This window comes from Hahella sp. HN01, from assembly GCF_018986435.1.
Classification (GTDB): domain Bacteria; phylum Pseudomonadota; class Gammaproteobacteria; order Pseudomonadales; family Oleiphilaceae; genus Hahella.
The window spans coordinates 100,711-120,847 of the sequence record NZ_JAHMIN010000020.1; the positions used below are offsets into that span (position 1 = coordinate 100,711).

General features: G+C 55.6%; 13 protein-coding genes. 9 read left to right on the plus strand and 4 right to left on the minus strand.

Features of this window, described 5'->3' with window-relative positions:
- The first annotated feature begins 166 nt into the window (after positions 1–166).
- Together KP814_RS19470 and KP814_RS19475 are read left to right on the plus strand one after the other, a co-directional pair.
- On the plus strand, positions 167–856 hold the full coding sequence (locus KP814_RS19470) for a YafY family protein (RefSeq protein ID WP_216738327.1): 690 nt from the start codon (positions 167–169) through the stop codon (positions 854–856).
- A gap of 128 nt (positions 857–984) precedes the next feature.
- Positions 985–1,362, plus strand: coding sequence for a VOC family protein (locus tag KP814_RS19475; RefSeq protein WP_216738328.1), 378 nt, complete (start codon positions 985–987; stop codon positions 1,360–1,362).
- 54 nt (positions 1,363–1,416) lie between these two features.
- Here KP814_RS19475 and KP814_RS19480 read toward each other — a convergent pair whose 3' ends face one another.
- Both KP814_RS19480 and KP814_RS19485 read right to left on the minus strand, forming a co-directional pair.
- A complete protein-coding gene (locus KP814_RS19480) occupies positions 1,417–2,541 on the minus strand; it encodes a hypothetical protein (protein WP_216738329.1) in 1,125 nt (374 codons plus the stop codon).
- A gap of 186 nt (positions 2,542–2,727) precedes the next feature.
- Entirely contained in the window at positions 2,728–3,312 is a 585-nt protein-coding gene (locus tag KP814_RS19485; RefSeq protein ID WP_216738330.1) for a nucleotidyltransferase family protein, read from the minus strand.
- A gap of 468 nt (positions 3,313–3,780) precedes the next feature.
- Between KP814_RS19485 and KP814_RS19490 the strand changes: the two genes are divergently transcribed.
- Entirely contained in the window at positions 3,781–4,146 is a 366-nt protein-coding gene (locus tag KP814_RS19490; protein ID WP_253938489.1) for a DUF393 domain-containing protein, read from the plus strand.
- Between the two features lie 19 nt (positions 4,147–4,165).
- Complete coding sequence (locus KP814_RS19495) at positions 4,166–4,750, plus strand: metal-dependent hydrolase (protein ID WP_216738331.1); 585 nt, start codon at positions 4,166–4,168, stop codon at positions 4,748–4,750.
- Between the two features lie 11 nt (positions 4,751–4,761).
- Here the strand turns inward: KP814_RS19495 and KP814_RS19500 are convergent, their stop codons facing one another.
- Both KP814_RS19500 and KP814_RS19505 read right to left on the minus strand, forming a co-directional pair.
- A complete protein-coding gene (locus KP814_RS19500) occupies positions 4,762–5,067 on the minus strand; it encodes a hypothetical protein (RefSeq protein WP_216738332.1) in 306 nt (101 codons plus the stop codon).
- Between the two features lie 125 nt (positions 5,068–5,192).
- Positions 5,193–5,951 carry an SDR family NAD(P)-dependent oxidoreductase gene (locus KP814_RS19505; protein ID WP_216738333.1) on the minus strand — a complete coding sequence of 253 codons (759 nt, stop codon included), beginning with the start codon at positions 5,949–5,951 and terminating at the stop codon, positions 5,193–5,195.
- A 942-nt stretch (positions 5,952–6,893) separates the two neighbouring features.
- Between KP814_RS19505 and KP814_RS19510 the strand changes: the two genes are divergently transcribed.
- The 5 genes from KP814_RS19510 to KP814_RS19530 all read left to right on the plus strand — a co-directional run.
- Positions 6,894–7,598: a thioesterase II family protein gene (locus KP814_RS19510; RefSeq protein ID WP_216738334.1), complete on the plus strand. Its 705-nt coding sequence runs from the start codon at positions 6,894–6,896 to the stop codon at positions 7,596–7,598.
- A gap of 42 nt (positions 7,599–7,640) precedes the next feature.
- Positions 7,641–8,465 carry an SDR family oxidoreductase gene (locus tag KP814_RS19515; protein WP_216738335.1) on the plus strand — a complete coding sequence of 275 codons (825 nt, stop codon included), beginning with the start codon at positions 7,641–7,643 and terminating at the stop codon, positions 8,463–8,465.
- Positions 8,466–8,528: 63 nt separating this feature from the next.
- On the plus strand, positions 8,529–11,516 hold the full coding sequence (locus tag KP814_RS19520) for an amino acid adenylation domain-containing protein (protein ID WP_216738336.1): 2,988 nt from the start codon (positions 8,529–8,531) through the stop codon (positions 11,514–11,516).
- Positions 11,517–11,520: 4 nt separating this feature from the next.
- On the plus strand, positions 11,521–15,351 hold the full coding sequence (locus KP814_RS19525) for a non-ribosomal peptide synthetase (RefSeq protein ID WP_216738337.1): 3,831 nt from the start codon (positions 11,521–11,523) through the stop codon (positions 15,349–15,351).
- A gap of 19 nt (positions 15,352–15,370) precedes the next feature.
- Positions 15,371–20,137 (plus strand): non-ribosomal peptide synthetase (locus KP814_RS19530; protein ID WP_216738338.1); only part of this gene is annotated, 4,767 nt, incomplete at its 3' end.

Here is a 20,137-nt window from a genome sequence, read left to right on the forward strand (position 1 = left end):
GTTGGCTGCACAGTAATCGAATAGTCTATATGGGATAACGAAGAGATTACGCGCTACAACAACGCCAAATAGCTCCTCCTAAATCTCTTCCCTCCTAAGCACAAGCTGCCAGTTTATGGCAGGATGTGCTTCATGCTTTCAGATTCCCCTCATAGGAACACCAAAATTGTCACGAGCTGAACGTTTGCTTGAACTCATGCAGACTCTGCGTCGCTACCGTTATCCGGTGAGCGGTAAGCAGTTGGCGTCTGAGTTGGGCGTTAGTATTCGCACGTTGTATCGCGACATTGCTTCGTTGCAGGCTCAGGGGGCGCATATAGAGGGGGAGCCGGGCGTTGGGTATCTGTTGCGTCCTGGCTTTATGTTGCCGCCTTTGATGTTCTCCGATGAAGAAATTGAGGCGTTAGTGTTGGGTTCCAGATGGGTGTCCCGGCGAGGCGATGCGAAGTTGGGGGAAGCCGCCCGTAATGTGATGGCAAAAGTTGCGGCGGTGATCCCCGCCGAGTTACGGCAGGAGCTGGAGACTTCCACGCTATTGATTGGACCCGCAGCGACGCAACCCGAGGACGACAGCATACTGGAAAGAGTGCGGGCGGCGATTCGGGCTGAGCGCAAACTATGCATTGCATACGGCGACAGCGAGGGTAACCCATCCACACGGATCATCTGGCCATTCGCGGTTGGCTTTTTCGACACCATCAGAGTCGTGGTTGCATGGTGCGAACTGCGCAAAGGGTTCCGCCATTTTCGCACAGACCGTATCGGTGAACTCCACAGTCTGGAGGCTCGCATTCCCCGGCGTCGTCATGACTTGTTGAAGGAATGGCGTGAATACAAAGGCGTGGAGCCGCAATAAAACTCTACTGCCAGAAACTGGCAGTATGCCTGCCTAAGATGATCTCCAACGAAGCGATGGAAGCCAGAAAGCACTTCAGCTTCGCCCGATAACGGGATTCAGTGATAGATCGAATTTGGAGAACGTTTATGAAAGAACCTAGCTATATCATTTTGTATGTCAGCAATATGCCAGTCAGTACGGCGTTTTACTCAAATGTATTGGGGAAAGCTCCTGTGGAATCCTCCCCAGGCTTCTCGCTGTTTGTATTGGAGTCCGGCTGGAAGCTGGGACTGTGGGCAAAACAGGAAGTGAAGCCTGCAGCGGATATGACCGGCGGTGGCGCGGAGATTGGCCTGATGCTGGATAGCAAGGAAGCTGTCGACGCAGCGTTGGAAGACTTGAGCGCGATGCAGGCGAAGGTGATACAAGCGCCCACGCAAATGGACTTCGGCTATACCTTTGTCGTTCAGGACCCGGACGGACACAGAATTCGAGTATTTTGTCCCAGTGAGATTGTGCGCTGAAGTCAGCGGCTGGAGATAAAGGCGGACATCTAAACCGCCTTTATTATGAAGGACTTACTGCCTCAATAAGACTTGCGGGAAAGTCGGGATATTTGTTGCGATGGAGCTGACCCTGTGTGCGGTGTAAAGCGCTCCGTGAAACTCGATGAAATCAAATACGCCTTTATATTCGCTGCCGGAGTTGCCGCCGGGGCTGCCTATCTGGCCCCAGTCGTGACCGTTTTCTGTGGCCCATAAGCGACCACCATCCACCGGATTGTAGGTTCCTGCGACTAGCAGGTCTCCCCAGGGATACAGCCGATACACCTCTTTTTCATCAAGACCTACTCCCATGCCGTCACCGGTGACTTTCTCCCAGACGCGCATATCCTCTGAGCGCCAGACAGCTCCGCCAGTCGTGCTGTTTAATGTGCCCAGCCAAAATGCGCCTTGCCATTCCACCAGAGAATGCAGCGTTTCATCGCTGGCGAAAGTCGTTTCATTCACGCGCGCCCAATTTAGTCCGTTATTCGACGCCATTACGCTGACTTCACCTGAGTACGGGAGTCCTGTCGTCAAGTACAGCGTATTCTCGTGAGCCAGTAAGGAAAAAATGCCGGTGACGCCGGGGAAGGAGGCGGCTACGTTCCAGGTGACGCCATCGCAGGAACGATAAAGCCTGGCTTCAGTGTGTTTGTCGCTGCGTCCCGCCAGATAAATACAGCCCTGAAAGGCTTCAAACCAGCGACCATATTCATCCGCCTCGGATAGTGTCTTCACCCGCGTCCAGTTATGCCGCCCATTCAGCGAGCGATAGATTTTGGGCGTGTCGCTCTGCGTTACCGCATAGAGATATCCGTCGGGGGCGGACCAGACCCGACGGACTTCGTTATCATCTGTGCTGAAAGGCACGTCCACCTGCGCCCAATTCTCACCATCTTCACTGCGCAACAGGCGCGCGGTGGGACCTCCAGAACCATACACAGCGCGTCCGCCGGCGAAGAGCGCGTCTTTATGGACACTGAAGGAATAATAACTGTTCTGCGTCATCCCCCAGTTTTGGGCGGAATCCTTGATTCTGATTCCAAAAGCCTCCGCCAGACAGAGCGAGGACCCTGCGCAGAAGTACAACAGCAACGGGAGGGCAAGTACGGCCCGGATTAATGACGTTGGGAATTGGGTGGCTAAGCATCCTGACATTGAGATTCTCCTCCTGAGAATGGGTGTTAAATATCAGATACTTCCTTGACGTGTACGGGGCGAAAGTCGCCTCTGGCTCAATTTCCGGGCTTTATTTATGGCGCAACAACGATGCAGATCCAATTCAAGAAGCAGTTTGATTAAGCATCGTTGGTCGAAATCCTAACAGACTGGCTCCAGGTGGAGCTATGCATTATCGAAACCTTCCCAAGGATGAGTCGTTATCATGGGCCACCGTTTTTTAAAACTATCCACCAGAGTCATATAGTTGGCTGCGCTCATGACGGACTTGTTGGGACGTATAACCATGTTCATGGCGTCATTCAGTCCGAAAGGCGCGAATATCTTTAGATCATCAACCTGTTTTCGCACGCCAATCGCGAATGCGGGCAGCCAGGACGAGATACCAGCTTCCGCGCTCTGATAGGGTGGGATGTCGTGTCCAAACTTGCGTGGATACCATTCGTGTAAATACACCTGATTTTTAACATCGATGGGAATGCTATGGCGAGTCAGGCGGTTGAGCGTATTCTCATGCTCTTTTTCCAACGCTGATGCTTCATGCGCGAAATAGACCACATCGAAATCCTTCACTCTGCTTAGAGGAGCCTCTCCAAGCATGCTGTTCCAGAGCGCCTGGGTGACCGCGCCGCCAGCCAGATAGTAATCAGGCAAACCATAATTGGCGCAAGCCTCAACAGTTTTCATGATCTCGGGGACGCTCTGTATCAGAGCTTTAAAACGCGCTTCCAGCGTAAGATCTTTTTCCATATGCTTGGCATGCTTTACTAGTGTAACCGTCTCATGCTCGGGCGGCTGCAGCAATGCTGTCAACTTAAATAACAAGAGGTTTTTGTCGGTGATAAAAGGCTGCCAATTTCTGCTATTGAGCACATTGTTTTTGTGTAGCACACACTCCTTGTCCTGTGAGTCTGATGCGCCAATTGACTCTATGGATAAGGCAAAATGCGTAGTGGAAGAAATACTCTATACCAAATCTTGCATATCAAGGGTTGGTTTTTATATAGAACTGGATCAGTTAGAAGATCGGTGGCTGGTTACTATAAAAGATAGGCGGTCTGAAACTGAATTTCGCTGCGGTGATAGAGTCTATGGCGTATGCAGCGCGTCAGGAAGTATTTTGGCAAATCCGTATGAAGATCAGTGTTAACTCGCTGTAGCAGTAGTTTGGTGGGTGATGTCCTGATGCATACAGACTGATAGGTAAACGGGACGCCTATGGAACCTAAAATCCGCGTTTTCTACAACTCCGCCTGTCCGGTGTGTGATGCTGGCATTAAATTCCAGCAGAAAAAGGGAGCGGTCTGTGGTGTCGAATGGGAAGACGTGCATCTGGACAATGATAAGGTGAAAGATTTCAATGCGGATCTCGAATTTGTCAGAGAGCGGCTGCATGTCATCGACCTTAATGGCGATTTGCGCGTGGGATATGAAGCCTTTATCGCTATCTGGGAGGTTTCGTCGTCGGAGCAATGGAAAGCGAAGGTGTCTAAAGTTCCCGGTCTGCGTTGGCTTTTGAACAAAACTTATAATGTGTTCGCCTGGTGTTTGTACCAGTGGAATCGCGCCCTGAAGCACTGGTGAGTTGCGGTAACCTGAATCGATGTCTTCTATATTCGGCCATGCTCTGATTGGAGCGGCGATTGGCGATAACGCCAAAGCGGAAAGTAAGTCGGAACGGTTGTTTCTGAGCTTTTTCTTTATGGGGTTGGTCGTATGCCCCGATCTGGATTATCTGCTGACATGGTGCTTCGGCGTCAATATAGCGCCCCGTTATACCCACTCCATTGGAGCGAGTCTGGTGATAGCCTGCATCGGACTGGGTTTGAAGAAGTATGTGTTCATCAGACGCTTAAGGAACGCCACCCCGCTTTTGATTTGCGCCGCTTCCATGGCTCACGTGCTCATGGATTACTGTGTCGGCGTGCATAAGAACCCCATATTCTGGCCGCTGACCGACACTGTATACACCTTTGACTATGGCTTCCTGCCCAGCGCGGGAAAGCTCGATTTCCTTAATTTTTACTTTTGGCGAAATCTGATGATTGAAATGGGAATCCTCGTTCCGGTGGCGGCTTTTATTTCCGCCCGAGGACGCAACGCACTAAAGAAAAGAGTTTATATCGCCATCCTGGCGACTGGCGTATTGATGGCGTGTGGCTATATCAGCGTTGGATTATCGCGTTAACGGCGCTTTCCTCATTTGGCTTTTAAATAAGATAAAGCGTTGCTCGCCAAGACATACATCAGGCCAAATAAACCGACGGTTAAAAAGGCGATGAACCCTATCGCCATATCCAACGTGATTTGTTCGCTGCGAGCATAAACTCCCAGGAGTCTCGGCGCGGCTAAGAAGATAAAAATAGCGCTAAGAATACCTGTAGCGTAGGAAAAGTATTCCGATTTGCCTAAACGTTGCAGCATCAATGCGAGCAGTGTGGTGCAGAGAGCGATGGATAGAAGCTGAAAAAACAGGTAGTACCACGATGCCGGGATTGAGGACATAGCGAGCCATTAATCTAATTCTGAAACGTCCCAATCATAGAGCCCGACTTCTGCAAAGAAAACGCTGTTGAGATTACAGTGAATGCATAATTGGACCAGCCCTTGGGCTGGTCCGCTGAGACCGCTTAGAGAAACATCCCGCCGGACGCTTCAATACGTTGAGCATTGATCCAACGATTGTCCTCTGAGAGCAGAGAGGCGATGACGCCGCCAATGTCGTCTGGTAGGCCGACGCGTCCGAGTGCGGTTTGTGAGGCGATAAACTTGTTTATCTCCGAATTATCGCGCACCAATCCCTGACCGAAATCCGTTTCAATGGCGCCCGGCGCTACCACGTTCACCGCTATGCCCCGCGCGCCAAGTTCTTTCGCCATATAACGGGTCAGCACCTCTACGCCGCCTTTCATCGCTGCGTACGCAGAGTAACCGGGCAGGGCGAAGCGGGCGAGGCCGGTGGAAATATTAACGATTCTGCCTCCATCTGCGATAAACGGCAGGAGTTTTTGCGTCAGAAAATACACACCCTTCAGATGAATATTCACTAACTGATCAAACTGCTCTTCCGTCGTTTCCGCGAAAGGCGCATGGATGCCGATCCCTGCGTTATTCACCAAGTAATCGAACTGCTCACGGCCCCAATTGACGCTAAGTTCCTGGGCGACTGATTTGGCAAAGTCCGCGAAACTCTTGCTTTCGGCGACATCCAGTTGCAATGCGACCGCCTTGCGGCCCATTTGACGCACCTCGCTGACGACATCCTCCGCCTCAGTGCGATTGCTGCGATAGGTCAGAATGATATCCACGCCTTTTTGCGCCAGATGCAAGACCGTGTTTTTGCCCAGACCACGGTTTCCACCAGTGACTACTGCGATTTTGCTGCTCATATATCGTCTCCAGAGTGTAGGGTTGAAAGCCTGTTTTTCAATGTCAGGAGCAGTTTATTGGGGATGTAAGCAAGGATAAATCCACCAAGCATGGTTAAACTGTCTACAAAATACGAACAATGGGGCGAGGAGAGATCGGCATTGACCGCGAGATGCTGATGCGCCCTTCTGTGGTAAACGTTTTCCGCTCACTTTTCCATTGCGGTTGGACTAACGAGTAAACCGGGGACATGAAGAGCGACTTTTTCCCCTAACGCTGCAATATAGTAAAAAATACGGACTACCGGATTGAAGCGGCTAAAAAAATATATATAATCACGTTTTGTTGATTAAACATTAACAGCACTACGAGTATTACAGGATGTTGTATTATAAGCCAAAGGGGACGGCCTCTATCCGTCCGTTTATGTCCTATCCCGGCTATATTCTCTCGGGTTCTTCTCTCCACCGCTTCTTATCCCGTTTATACAAGTATAGTTAAGTGTTTAAGTGAAATTTCCACGCCTTGTTTTTAAGGACGTAGCAAAAATGACATCAACTTGTCGTTATGGAAATTATGCTGTCAGGCGCGCCAATACTTGCGCTGCATAGAGTGGTTTTCTCTTTTGTCCATACTAATCAGTGGGTTATATGGGTGCATCTTTACGGAGGAAGCGAACGCTAATGACGTTTCTTTATGTCATGCTCATGCAATCTGGCGAGCATTAAATGGTTTGCGTAAAAGATATTCTGTCTAATTAGACAACATTAACGGGAATCAGGAAGTATTAATTGTGGAAAGGGAAGTATATGGAACCTCGCATAGACTTATTCTAGTCCGTCGATAAATACCGCTCATTATATTTTTATATAAAGCTAAACAGGCTTTATGGCCTCCTATTGTCTGGCGTTTATAAATGCGCCGGCGGAAAAGGAAATAGTAATAACTAAAGGATACAGAAAATGAAAGAAGTCTCTCTGGTTAACTTGGTTTGTCTCCCCTTCGCTGGCGCGGGCGCATCGGTGTTTCACGAGTGGAAGGATTTGTCCGAGAAGCTCAATGTGATCGCTGTGCAGTTGCCAGGACGGGAGAAGCGCTTTGTGGAGCCTGCCTACACCAACGTGGCGGAAGCGGTGCAGGGAATCATGCCCGAGTTAATGGCGGAGCTGGATTTCTCCAAACCCATCGTCTTTTTTGGACACAGCCTGGGCGCCGTGCTGGCGTTTGAGCTGGCGCGCGCCATGTGCGGAGAGGAAAAGGCCAATGTGCAGGGGTTAATCGTGAGTGGCTCTCCAAGCCCATGGAACAGCAGGGAAGAGCGCGCCTCTGGATTGCCGGATGATGAATTTGTACGCCGGGTCAATGAATTTGCCGGCTACTCTCATCCCGCCCTGGAAGACCCCATCATGCGGGAAGTGTTGTTGCCGACGCTGCGCGCGGATGTGGAGATGCATGAAAGCTATCACCCTCTGGCGGATGACTCCTTGCCGATCACGGTGCTGACTATTCGCGGCAGTGACGATGAGCTGGTGACGGCTGAGGATAAAGCGCTCTGGAGCAAGGCTTCTTCCGTGCAGACCCTGCACGAAGAGCTTCCCGGCGGCCATATGTATTTGATGGACGATCCCAAGGCGCTTATCGCCCTGATCGAAAGTGCGGTTCTTTAATTCTTGTTATTAGTGGATCGCAGTGTCGTCAAGGAGATAACTATGAGACTAAAAGGAAAAGTAGCGCTGGTTACCGGCGCAGCCAGAGGGTTGGGGCGCGCCTGCGCCCTTGAGTTCGCCAGACAGGGGGCGGATCTGATACTGCTGGATATTGGAAGAGATATCGCCACCGTGCCTTATCCCCTCGGATCGGAGAGCCAGCTTCAATACACCGCTCAATTATGTGAAGAGCAGGGCGTGGCGGTTTTGACCGGCTTGGCGGACGTGACGCGACAAGCTGAGATCAACGCTGTCGTCGCAAAAGGACTGGATCGTTTCGGACGCATTGATGTGCTGTTGAATAACGCAGGCATCGCCGCACCGTCTGGAAAAATCGCCCATGACATCAGTGAAGATGAATGGACGACCATGATTGACGTCGATCTTTCCGGCGCCTGGCGGATGATTCGCGCAGTGGGCGCCGCCATGACGGCGCGTCGCTCCGGCAGCATCATTAACATTGCTTCCACGGCGGGGGTGGTCGGTTACCGCCATTTCTCCGGCTATGTGGCGGCCAAACATGGCGTCATCGGTCTGAGCAAAGCCGTCGCTCTTGATTACGCCCCGCTTAAAGTCCGGGTCAACGCGTTATGCCCGGGGTCTGTTCGCGACGCCTCCCATGTTGAAGGTCGCATGTTGTCTGAGATCGCGCGCTCCCTGCACGTGCCCGTCTCCGAGCACGAGGACACCTTTGTGCAGGCGCAGCCCATGAATGCGCTGATCGAGCCTGAGGATATCGCCCATAGCGCTGTATGGCTGGCTTCTGACGAGTCCCGTCAGGTCACCGGAAGCGTGATCACCGTCGACGGCGGCTTCTCCGCGCGTTAGGCGGTGGAAAGAGGTCTTCGCCAAGGACTGTCCAGATTTTCTCATTCGACATAAGGCACTTCCATGAAAAGCACTTTTTTGAATCACCCGGAAATGGCCGGGAATCTGAGCTCTTACCTGAGTGACGGCGATGTGGCGCCCAGCGCACTGCACGCCGCCGCCTATCGCCTGACGCAATCCGTCAATCCTGAGTCCGTTGCGATGCGGCTAAAACACGCCCTTGCTGCACTGCCGTTTATGCAAATGGCGGCCGAGGGACGTGAGTACGTCTGGATTGAGACGCTGCATTTGCGGGCGGACAGCTATCAGGCTGCGGACCGGGTCAGAAAGGAAATGGAGAGGCCGCTGGCCGAGACGTTTCCCTATATTCGCGTGGTGTTATTAACCTACGCAGACCGCTTTGTTGATTTGGTGATTGTCGCCAATCGCGCGGTTTTTGATAAAGCATCCCTGGATGCATTCGTCTGTGCGGCGATCTCTGAGCAGGACGCCGTTTACCAGTCGCCTGCGGCGGCGTCTGGATCTGAGCCGGAGTTGTCCTCTCTGCTATCCGCCGATTTCTCACCGCTTCCGGACTGGCGGGGCAAGGGCGAAGAGGGCCTGATCAGAATGCGTCTGGGCGTTTTCAGCGGCCAGGATGACCAGCAATTGGTGGCGGGCTGGATCAGTGCGCTGGCTACGGTATGGGCTCGCTATTCTGCGACGAACGTACCCGTCGTTGCCGTTAATGACAGCCGCGTCGAGTCGGTGAGCGGCTGGTCTCTAATCGCCGCGCCGGTGCAGGAAGACGCCACAGCGCAGCGTCTTAAAGCAAACATCGAGCAGTCGTTGCAGCAACCGGTCTGGCGCTCGCAGGAGCTGGCGAATCGTCTGCAAGACTGTGAAAACGGCGGTGAAGTGTCTCTGGCTGCGCTCATCTATGACGCCGCAGCGTCACCGCACGTCAAGGTGGCGGCATGCGACTATGCGCCATCTCTGGGAGCGCCTTATCCGCTCACGCTGCTCATTGAGAGCCAGGGGCAGGGTCGATATTGCATCAGCGGGCTGGCTGACGGCGCTTTGTTTGCCGGCGACAGCGTCGAACAGTTCTTCCAGTGCGTGCGCCGGGCCTATGAGCGGCAGCGCGAAGATGGCGAATTGCATCTGCGCAGCTTTCCGCTGCTGGATGAAAAGGCGCAGCAGGAAGTGGCTGCGTTAGGCGTGGATCGCGAGCTTGGCGATATTCCAGCAGAACGTCTGGAGGAATTGTTCGCCCGTCAGGCCGCTCAAACTCCAGAGGCCGTCGCGCTCTCCTATGAAAACGAGCAAATGACCTACGCGGAGTTAGAGCGCAAGGCGCATCTCATGGCGCTGAATCTGGTTGTGCTCAACGTCAAACCCGGTGATCGCGTTGGTATCTGTCTGGAGCGGTCATTTGATTTGATCGCGTCTATGCTGGCGATTCTGAAAGCGGGCGCAATATATATCCCCATGGACCCGGCCTATCCGGAAGAGCGTCTGTCATATACCTGTGAGAATGCCGAGATCCGTCTGGTGATTACCGACGCAGACGCATTCCCTGTGGCGGAGGAGCGGCGGCTGATAGCGCCGTCAGAGCTGGAGCGGGATATTGACGATGCGCGGGTGACGACGCCTTCCGCAGAGCAGGTCCGCGCCGATGACGCAGCCTATGTGATTTACACCTCTGGATCGACTGGCAAACCCAAAGGCGTGGTGGTTCCTCACAAGAATGTCGTCAGCCTGCTGGCGGCGACGCAGGAGGATTTTGGCCTCAATGCGCAGGACGCCTGGACCTTTTTCCACTCCGCCGCGTTCGACTTCTCAGTGTGGGAAATATGGGGAAGTCTGCTGACGGGCGCCCATCTCGTGATCGTGCCCTATTGGGTCTCCCGCGCGCCTGACGAGTTTCTGGAGCTGGTCAGGGAGAAGCAGGTTTCGGTGCTGAACCAGACCCCTTCCGCTTTCTCCCAGTTTATGGAAATGGAGCGAAACGGCGCTGCGCTGGAGCATTTGCGACTGGTTATCTTCGGTGGCGAACCCCTCGACGCGAAGATGCTGATGAAGTGGTTCGACCGCTACCCGGAATCCCGTTGTCGTTTGGTGAACATGTTCGGCATCACCGAAACCACGGTGCATGTCACCGCCCAGACCATTGCGCGCGCAGAGGCCATGGCCGGTTCGCGCTCTGTCGGTCCGGCGATTCCAGGCTGGCGTTTATATGTATTGGACGCCGCGCGCAATATTCTGCCGGTGGGCGTAGCGGGTGAAATTTACGTCGCGGGAGCGGGCGTCGCTTCGCAATACCTGAACCGCCCGGAATTGACGGAAGAACGCTTTATGCCTGATCCCTTTTGTGGTGGTCGCATGTATCGCAGCGGCGACAAGGGGCGTTTATTGCCATGCGGACGCCTGGAGCATTTAGGGCGCCTGGACAGTCAGGTGAAGCTGCGTGGCTTCCGCATCGAATTGGATGAAATCCGCAAAGTCTTGCTCGGCGTCCATGGGGTAGAGGCGGCGGCGGTGGTGTTGAACCAGCCGGATAAAAACGATCCGGCTTCCGCCCGTTTGGACAGTTATCTGGTGTTGTCGGATATCGCCGTGGAGGACGTGATCGTCAAAGCGGAGAAGATGCTGCCGACTTACATGATGCCTTCCACCTTCACCCAGGTTGACGCCATGCCGCTGACGGCGAATGGCAAGCTGGACGTTAAGAAGCTGCCTGAGCCCAAGGCGCAGAGCAAAGCGGCGGATAAGCCTAAGGCCATGGCGGAGAGCTCTTCCGAGCCTGCTAAAACCAGCTTGGAAGAGACTGCGGCGGAGACAGAAGCCGACCGTCTCGTCGCTGACATGGTCAGGGTCTGGAGTGAAGTGCTGGGGCGTGAAGTGACCGCGGCAGACAACTTTTTCAGCCTTGGCGGCAACTCCCTTTATGCGGTCAGAATCGCCTCCGCCATGAGAGCGGCGGGTCTGCCTGCGCTTCCGATACGTGAGTTATACGTGCGGCAGACCATTGAAAAACTGGCGCCGGTAATGGTCGGCAATGGAGGTTAGTGATATGGATTTCACCGAGCTTGAGGCGATCCGCGCGGCGGAAACCTATTGGCGGGGTCTGTTTGACGCAGAGTGGTCGCCAACGGAACTTAAAGCGCCGTCCCGCGCGGCGGAGCCTGTTGAGCGTCTGGTGGCGAGCATCCCTGTTGGCGCAGACCTGCTGAGCGCCATTGAAGGCGCCGCCGCCGAGGTGGGCGTTACGCCGCAGCAAGTGGCGCTGGCGGGGTGGTTGACGGCGTTGATGCATTTTACTGACATGGAGCGTCTGACGCTGTCAGTGCAACTCGACGACGCCACGATTATTCCGCTGATGTTCACGCTGGATTCCAGCGCCGATCTGGCCTCAGTGATTGATCTGATCGCGAAGACGATGACGGAAGCGCTGTCTCATCGCGCGTTTCCTTATCTCAAGCTTGCCGCGGAAGAGTATGGTCTTCTGCCGCCGGCGCAGGACTTGTTGACGCCCCTGTTGTTCAATCTGGGAGAGAAGGACGCTCCGCGTGCGCCCATTGTCATGGGGCTGCGCGTCACGGCGGAGGGAGCCGAGCTGCTGGTTCAGGGGGGCGGCGTGTTCGCATCCTACGGCTACCTGCGCCCTTTGTGCACTGCGGTTATGAATATTCTGGAGATGGGTTTGTTGCAGGACAAACCTTTGTCTCAGCTGGAGCTTTTAGCCCCGGATGAAATTACTGAGCGATTGGGGCGGGGAACGGCGACGGTCACCGCCTTTGATGAATACGCCAGAATTGAAGAAGCCTTTGCGGCGCGCGTGGCGGAAACCCCCAGGGCGCTGGCGATAACCCATGGAGAGGCGTCCCTTACTTACGCTGAACTGGATGAGGTCAGCTACCAGCTCGCCCAAGCCCTGCGCGAGCTGGGCGTGCAGCCAGGACAGGTTGTCGCCATTCATACCCCGCGCAGCATCCCCATGGCGGTTTCCGCACTGGCGGCGCTCAAAGCGGGAGCCGTCTATATGCCTTTGGACCCTGACTATCCCGCTGAGCGCATTCAGTTGCTTATGGAGGACAGTCAGGCTGCCGTGCTGATCCACAGTGAAGAAGCTCCGCCGAGCGCCCTGGTCGGTGCGACACATGCGTTGCTAGCGCTGGACATGCCTGGCGGGCGTGTGCGCGCCCTGCAAATCCAGACGCCGTCGCAGTCCGCCCCGGCGGATTTTCAGGCGGCCTATCTGATGTTTACGTCCGGCACTACCGGGCGTCCCAAAGGCGTACTTAACACGCACGCAGGCGTTCTGCGATTGGTTCGGCGCGCCACTTATCTCGACCTGCAACCCGGCGTGCGCGTCGCTCAGGCCGGCGCAACAGGATTTGACGCCAGTGTGTTTGAAATCTGGGCGGCGCTGCTCAACGGCGGCTGCCTGCAGATTGTTGATCGGGAAGTGCTCCTGGACAGCGTTGAACTGGCGCGTTTTTTCCGGGAGCAGGAAACAGATGTTGCGTTGATTACGACCTCACTGTTTTCACAGCTGGCCAGCGATGATCCCGCCATGTTCGCGCCCTTAAGCCAGTTGCTGGTGGGCGGCGATGTGATCTCTCCGAAGCAAGTGGCGGCGGTATACGCCGCCTGTCCGGGAATCGTCATTCTGAATGCCTACGGCCCCACTGAAAACGGGGTCATATCCACGGTGCAGCGTATTGATCCCGCTCGACTGGACAGTATTTCCATTGGCGCTCCCATCAGTAATTCCGTCGCGCTGGTGCTGAACCGGTTTGGTCGTCTGACGCCGCCGTTGTTTGAAGGCGAGCTGTATGTCGGCGGCGCTGGCTTGGCGTTAGGGTATTTGGGACGGGAAGACGAGACGAGCAAAGCATTCGTACCTCATCCTTACGCCCCGGGAAGCCGGATCTATCGCACGGGAGACCGGGCGCGCTGGAATACCGAGGATGAGCTGGAGTTTCTCGGACGCCGGGATTTTCAGATCAAAATTCGCGGTTTTCGGGTTGAGCTGGGCGAAATCGAGAAAGCGGCGCTGTCGCATCCGACGGTGAGTGAAGCCTTGGTGCTCGCGCTCAAGCCCGAAGGCGCAGCGGAATATCGGCTGCATTGCTATTTAGGCGTCGCTGATGAGTTTGATCTGGATAGTTGGCGTCAGCAACTCATCGATCAACTACCCGCGCACATGGTTCCGGCGGCGGTCTGGGCCATGCCTGAATTGCCGTTGACGGTTAATGGCAAGGTGGACCGTCGCGCCCTGGCGGAGATGAAGCAGGTAGAGTCCGGCGGCGCTGAAGCGGTGGATGATATCGAACGCGTCTTACTGGAAATAGGTCGCTCGCTTTTGAACATTGACCATCTGGCGACGGATGACGACCTGATCAGGTTGGGCGCAAGCTCGTTAACCGCCGCCATGATCGCGTCGCGGGCGCGTCGTGACCTGGGCGTAAAAATCGCCGTCGCCGATGTTCTGCGCAGTGGCACGGTGGCGGAGTTAGCGACGTTGGTCAGAGGGCAACGGGGGCGGAGCGCCACAACGGGTGGAGTGATAGCTTCTCCAGCGCAAGCCAGCATAGAAGCGACGCCGCAACAGGTGCGTTTGTTCATCGAGCAGTCCAAGCAGGCGGACGCCTGTCATTACAATTTACCGATTTGGGTGGCGCTGCCGGCGGATATAGACCCGGTTCGCTTGCAGGAGTCCTTGCGGCGATTAGTTGATCGACACGAAATTCTCCGCACCTCGTTTGAACGCGAAGGGGAAGTTACCCGGCAGTTGATTCATGCCGACCCAGCTGTGTCGATAGCGGAGGCGCCGGCGGCTTCAGACGTATTCAATGCGCTGACTCAATTCATCCAGCCCTTTGACTTGAAGCAGGGGCCCCTGTGGCGCGCAGCGCTCTATCGCGACTCAGAGAAAACCTATCTGCTCTTCGATATTCACCATATTTTGACTGATGGCTATTCACTCCTCCGTTTGTTTGCGGAGTGGGAGGCGCTGTATCGCGGCGATAGTTTGTCTGCGTCGCCCCTGCAATATCGTGACTATGCGCACTGGCTGGCCAGCGACGGCGGTCAGGCCCATCTGGCGGAGCAGGAAGCCTATTGGCTGAAGATGTATGCGGAGAAGCCTGCGCTGCCGGATTTACCTACGGACTTTCCAAGATCCGGGGTGCGCAGTCTCAGTGGGGAGTTTCTTGAGTTTGATTTGGGAGAAGAGAGGACGGCGAACATTCGTCGCCTGTCCGAGCGTCTTCAGGTCAGCGTCTATCAGTTCCTGCTGTCCTGTTATGGCGTCTTCCTGGCCCAGGTTACCGGCGATGACGACGTCACCATAGGGACGCCCGTCGCAGGTCGTCTGGCCCCTGGCGTCGACGACATTCAGGGGATGTTCGTGAATACGCTCTGTTTGAGGCTGCGACCGGCTCTGGCTGCGCGCTTTGAAGACTATTTGCGGGAGGTGGCCGACATGACGCTGAACGCCTTCGACAACCAGGATTACCCCTTTGACCGTCTGGTGGCGCAGGTTGCTGCGGACCGCTCTTATGGCCGCTCTCCGCTGTTTGACGCCATGTTTGCGCTACAGAACACAGGGCTGAGCAGACAAACGTTTCTGGGCGGCGCGATCGTCTGGACGCCGGCGGCGACCGGTGCGGCCATCTATGACCTCAACCTGCAAATTGAAGATGGCGAAACCAGCCTGCGAGCAAGCTGGCATTTCAATCGGGATCTTTTCACCGCCAAGACAATGGCTTCTTTCCGTGATCGGCTGCTGGAGATCATTGATAAGGCGCTGAGCGATGTGAATAGCCAGATTCGAACGCTGAATCAGGACGAAGAAAGTGGCCCGGTTGCGTTACCGGAAATCGAGTTTGAATTTTAAAATTTAGAGGCAGTAGGACATGCAGTCTATAGAAACCAAAGGACAATTAAAGGTTGCGGCGGCGCAGCGGCCGGAGCACGGAAAATACTGGCGCAGTCTTTTAGCTGAGCCGGTGGAGAAAAGCCTGTTTCATCCCGATAGGGTGAAGCCGTCGGGGTCGCTGAATCAACGCTATGTGCATACATTGGACGCCGACGTAAGGCAGCGCCTGCATAAGTTAAGCGGCGGCAAAACCGCGACGCGTCAAGTGGTCATGCTGGCGGCGCTGGCGGAATTGCTGCGTCGCTACACCGGCTCCGACACGGCCTGCATCGGTCAGCCGTTGCAACCGGAGCAAACCAAACTGTCCGACTATCTGGCGCTGCGCATTCAGGCGCCGGCGCACGCGAATTTTAAGCAGCTGCTGGGCGCGGCGCGGGACGCCATGCTTGCGGGGCTGGAATTCTGCGACTATCCGTTGACGGTGTTGGCGGATGAGTTTGGTCTGGAAGCGGAGAAGGGCGGCAATCCCTTTTTTGATGTGGCGTTGGAAGCGCTTGAGACGGCTGATGACTCAGTATCCAGTCAATTTCAGTGTCGGGTGCTGATCAGCCATTTCGTTGACGCTGAGCAAGGGGAATTGACGATTTCCTATGACGACGGTCTGTTTGATGCGGACAGCATTCAGCGTATCGCCGAACACTTTGAGAAGCTGCTGCTGGAGCTATCAAGCGCGCCTGACGCAGAGGTCACGGCGGCTTCCATCACCACGCCTGCGGATGAGGCGTTGCTGCAGCAGGTCAATGCGACTGAGCGGGAATATCGCCGGGACGTCAGACTCGAAACGGTTTTTGCTGAGCAGGTGGCGCAGACGCCGGATGCGGCGGCGGTGGTCTGTGGTCAGGACCAACTGACCTATGCGCAGCTTAATGACGCAGTGAATTCCCTGGCGGCGCAGTTGCGGGCGGCCGGCGTGGCGGAAGATCAGCTGGTGGCGGTGGCGGCCGAGCGCTCGACGCAGATGATGGTGGCGATCCTGGCGATTTTACGAGCCGGCGGGGCCTACTTGCCGATAGACCCGGGTTATCCGGCAAACCGAATTCAGTATGTGCTGGAAAACAGCGGCGCCAGCGTCATTCTGACTCACCGTAATCTGCTGCAGTTGGATACGTCCGGCTATACCGTCATCGATATTGACGAGAAAGTGCAGGGCGCAGAGCGCGCGGCGGCTGAGACGGTCGGCAGTGCGGAAAATCTCGCCTACGCCATTTACACCTCAGGCTCTACCGGTAAACCCAAGGGCGTTTTAATCGAGCATCACTCCGTCATCAACCGGATCGCCTGGATGCAGAACGCCTATCCGCTAACGGCGGAGGACGTCATCCTGCAGAAAACGCCGATTTCATTCGATGTGTCCGTGTGGGAATTGTTCTGGTGGTTCTTTACCGGTTCCCGCGTCTGCATGCTGGAGCCCGGCGGTGAGCGCGAACCGGAGAAAATCGTGGCGGCCATTGAGGCGAATAAGGTGACGACCATGCACTTTGTGCCGTCCATGCTGAACGCCTTCCTGGATTATGTGGAGTCCACTCAGGCGGTTGCTCGTTTGCAGTCGCTGCGCAAGGTGTTTACCTCCGGCGAAGCGTTGACCCTGCATCAGGCGGAGCGTTTCAAGAAGCTGCTGCACGCGGCCAATGGAACCCGTCTGATCAACCTGTATGGCCCAACTGAGGCGACGGTGGACGTCACCCATATTGACTGCACTGCCAAAGCCACTCTGGACAAGGTTACTATCGGAAGTCCCATCGACAACACTCAGATTCATATCGTAGACAAGCAGTTGCGCCGTCTGCCTATAGGCGTTCCCGGAGAGCTTTGCATCGCTGGCGTCGGGTTGGCGAGGGGCTATCATGCGCTGCCGGAAATGACGGCGGATCGCTTTGTCTCCAATCCTGAAAACGCATCTGAACGCTGGTATAGAACTGGCGATTTGGCGCGCTGGCTCGGCAATGGTGAAATCGAGTATCTGGGCCGTCTGGATCATCAGGTGAAAGTGCGCGGTTTTCGTATTGAACTGCAGGAAATCGACGCGGTTTTGCGTTCCCATCCCTCCGTGCGCGACGCCGTCACGCTGGTGCACCGCGCCGCCGGTCTGGACAAGCTGGTCGCCTACGTCACCGTCAGCGGCGAGCCGGAGCAAGAGACCCTGCGTCAGCATGTGGCGGGGCAGGTTCCGGCCTATATGGTTCCAGATATGGTTATCGTGCTGGAGCAAATGCCGCTGTCGCCGAACGGGAAGCTGGATCGTAAAGCGCTGCCGTCGCCGGACAGCTATTTGCAAACCGCGGAATATACTGCGCCCCGTAACCGCACCGAGGAAATTCTGGCGGACATCTGGCGCGAGGTGCTGCAGTTGCCTCGCGTTGGCGTGCACGATAACTTTTTTGCGATTGGCGGCAACTCGATTCACTTCGTCACTGTTCTCGCCAAGGCCAGAAAGTTCGATCTGGAGTTCACCTTCCAGCAGTTGTTCGCCAACCCCACGATAGCGACGTTGGCGCAGGCGATGGAAGAAGAAAAAGGCGAGCTTCAGCAACACCGCTTTGACGCGTTTGAGCTGCTCGGCGAGCAGGACCGCCAGCGTCTGCCGCAAGGGGTTGATGACGCTTATCCGCTGTCCATGTTGCAGGCGGGACTGATATTCCAGAACGAGCTGACTTTCGGCACGGCGCAATATCACGACATTATCAGCTACATCATTGAGAGCCCGATCAATCTGGAGGTGTTCAAGCGCGCGGCGGACATTCTGGTCAAGCGTAACCCGATCTTCCGCACCAGCTATCACCTGGATGGCTTCGACGAGTATATCCAGATGGTGCATACGGACGTGGAAGCGCCGCTGTACTGTCACGACCTGCGGGGAATGAGCGAAGAAGAGCAGGAGCAGTGGCATCAGAACTGGCTGGCGGAAGAGAAAGCGTACCGTTTCGAATGGAATCAGCCCGGCCTGGTGCGCCTGCATGTGCATGTCCTGCGCGACAACATGTACCGCTATGTGCTTAGTCAGCATAACTCCGCCCTCGACGGCTGGAGCATCACTCTGGTGCATACGCAGCTGTTCCGCATATACAACAGGCTGCTGCAGGGCGGGACCTTTGACGAGCCGCTGGTGGACAATCACATTCGCAATTACATCGGCCTGGAAGCCCAGTCGTTGCGCTCCGTCAGTGATCGTGCGTTCTGGGAGAATATGCTGGACGGCGCGACATATACCCGTCTGCCCAAACTGGACGCCGCGCAGCCCGTCTCAGAGCTGTCCGTGCTGTTTCATGAGGTGGACATCAGCAAGCAGCTGTCCAACAGGATCATTGCGCTGGCTGACCAGTTGGCGGTTCCGGTCAAAACACTGTTGATGGCGGCGCACCTTAAATTCCTGAGCGTGGTGTCCGGCGATGCTGACGTCATGACCGGTTACGAACACAGCGGCCGTCCTGAAGCGGAAGACGCCACCAAGGCGATCGGACTTTTCCTCAACACAGTGCCGTTCCGGGTGGATGTCGATGTGGAGTCCTGGGCTGGCCTGATTCAACGCGTGTATCAAGCGGAAGCGGCGTTGTTGCCGCACCGTCGTTATCCCATGGCGCGCATGAAACAGGATATCGGGACGCAGGAGCCGCTGTTCGACACCGCTTTCAACTACACCCATTTCTATCTGTTGAAAGAACTCAAGGAAATGCCGGAGTTCAATCTGCTGGACGTGCGGGCGAACTCGGAGACGGAATTCACGATTCGGGCCGAGTTCTGCCGTCACTTCTTCACTGACGATGTGAAACTCAGCCTGCACTACCACGAGCACGCTTTCACGTCGGAGCAGGTGGAGAACTTCGCGCAATACTATCTCACTATCTTTGAGAGCATGACTCAGGACCCCAAAGCGGACCCCAGACGCCAGCCCATTCTGACGCAACAGGAACTGGCGGTTATCGCAGAGCAGGGCGCTAAAGTTCCGGTGAATCTGGCGCAGCGTCCAGAACTGGAAAATACGGATGCGGGCGTTTATCTCCTGGGAGAATCCGGTCGCTTTATTCCTGTGGGAGCGGTCGGGGACCTGTATTTTGTGAACGCTGAAGCGGACAGACTGGAGACTGATGTTAATCCGGTCCTGAACGGCCTGGGATTGCGACCCACTGAACTTAAGGGGCGCTATGTCCAGGATGGCGGCGTTGAGGTTGTTAACGGGATATCTGCGCTGATTTTCCGGAAGCCTGAGTTGCAGCAGAGCAAAACCGTCGACACAGCGGCGGCGCAACAGACTCCGCTGGATGCGGTGGAGAAGCGCATCGCGGCGGCCTGGGCGCAGGCGCTCAAGATTCCCCAAGAGAATATCGGACGCGACGATAACTTCTTTGACCTGGGCGGTAACTCTCTGGCGGCGATGAAAGTCACGATTCTGCTGGAAGGACTGATTTCCCTGGTGGATCTCATGCGCAACTCCACTCTGGCGCCGCTGGCGGATGTGGCCAGAAAGAAAATGCCCGCCGACGAGGCTGACCTTCTGGTGTCGCTGACCTCTGATCGGCGTTCAGCGCCGGTCACTCTGGTGTGCTTCCCCTATGCGGGCGGCAACGCGATTAACTTCAAGCCATTCGCCGAACGCCTTGCAGAGTTGAACGCCGAGGTGCAGGTTTTCGCCGTGGAACCTCCGGGGCATAACCTGAGCGATACCGGTGAAGCGCTGTTGTCCGTCGAGGAGTTGGCGAAGAAGGTAGCTGCGGAAATCAGCGCCAATATCAGCGGCGACGTCTTCATT

Excerpts from the sequence above, each read along its gene's own strand:
- KP814_RS19475 (WP_216738328.1), top strand. The coding sequence starts at position 985 with ATGAAAGAACCTAGCTATATCATTTTGTATGTCAGCAATATGCCAGTC.
- KP814_RS19480 (WP_216738329.1), bottom strand. The coding sequence starts at position 2,541 with ATGTCAGGATGCTTAGCCACCCAATTCCCAACGTCATTAATCCGGGCC.
- KP814_RS19485 (WP_216738330.1), bottom strand. The coding sequence starts at position 3,312 with ATGGAAAAAGATCTTACGCTGGAAGCGCGTTTTAAAGCTCTGATACAG.
- KP814_RS19490 (WP_253938489.1), top strand. The coding sequence starts at position 3,781 with ATGGAACCTAAAATCCGCGTTTTCTACAACTCCGCCTGTCCGGTGTGT.
- KP814_RS19495 (WP_216738331.1), top strand. The coding sequence starts at position 4,166 with ATGTCTTCTATATTCGGCCATGCTCTGATTGGAGCGGCGATTGGCGAT.
- KP814_RS19500 (WP_216738332.1), bottom strand. The coding sequence starts at position 5,067 with ATGTCCTCAATCCCGGCATCGTGGTACTACCTGTTTTTTCAGCTTCTA.
- KP814_RS19505 (WP_216738333.1), bottom strand. The coding sequence starts at position 5,951 with ATGAGCAGCAAAATCGCAGTAGTCACTGGTGGAAACCGTGGTCTGGGC.
- KP814_RS19510 (WP_216738334.1), top strand. The coding sequence starts at position 6,894 with ATGAAAGAAGTCTCTCTGGTTAACTTGGTTTGTCTCCCCTTCGCTGGC.
- KP814_RS19515 (WP_216738335.1), top strand. The coding sequence starts at position 7,641 with ATGAGACTAAAAGGAAAAGTAGCGCTGGTTACCGGCGCAGCCAGAGGG.
- KP814_RS19520 (WP_216738336.1), top strand. The coding sequence starts at position 8,529 with ATGAAAAGCACTTTTTTGAATCACCCGGAAATGGCCGGGAATCTGAGC.
- KP814_RS19525 (WP_216738337.1), top strand. The coding sequence starts at position 11,521 with ATGGATTTCACCGAGCTTGAGGCGATCCGCGCGGCGGAAACCTATTGG.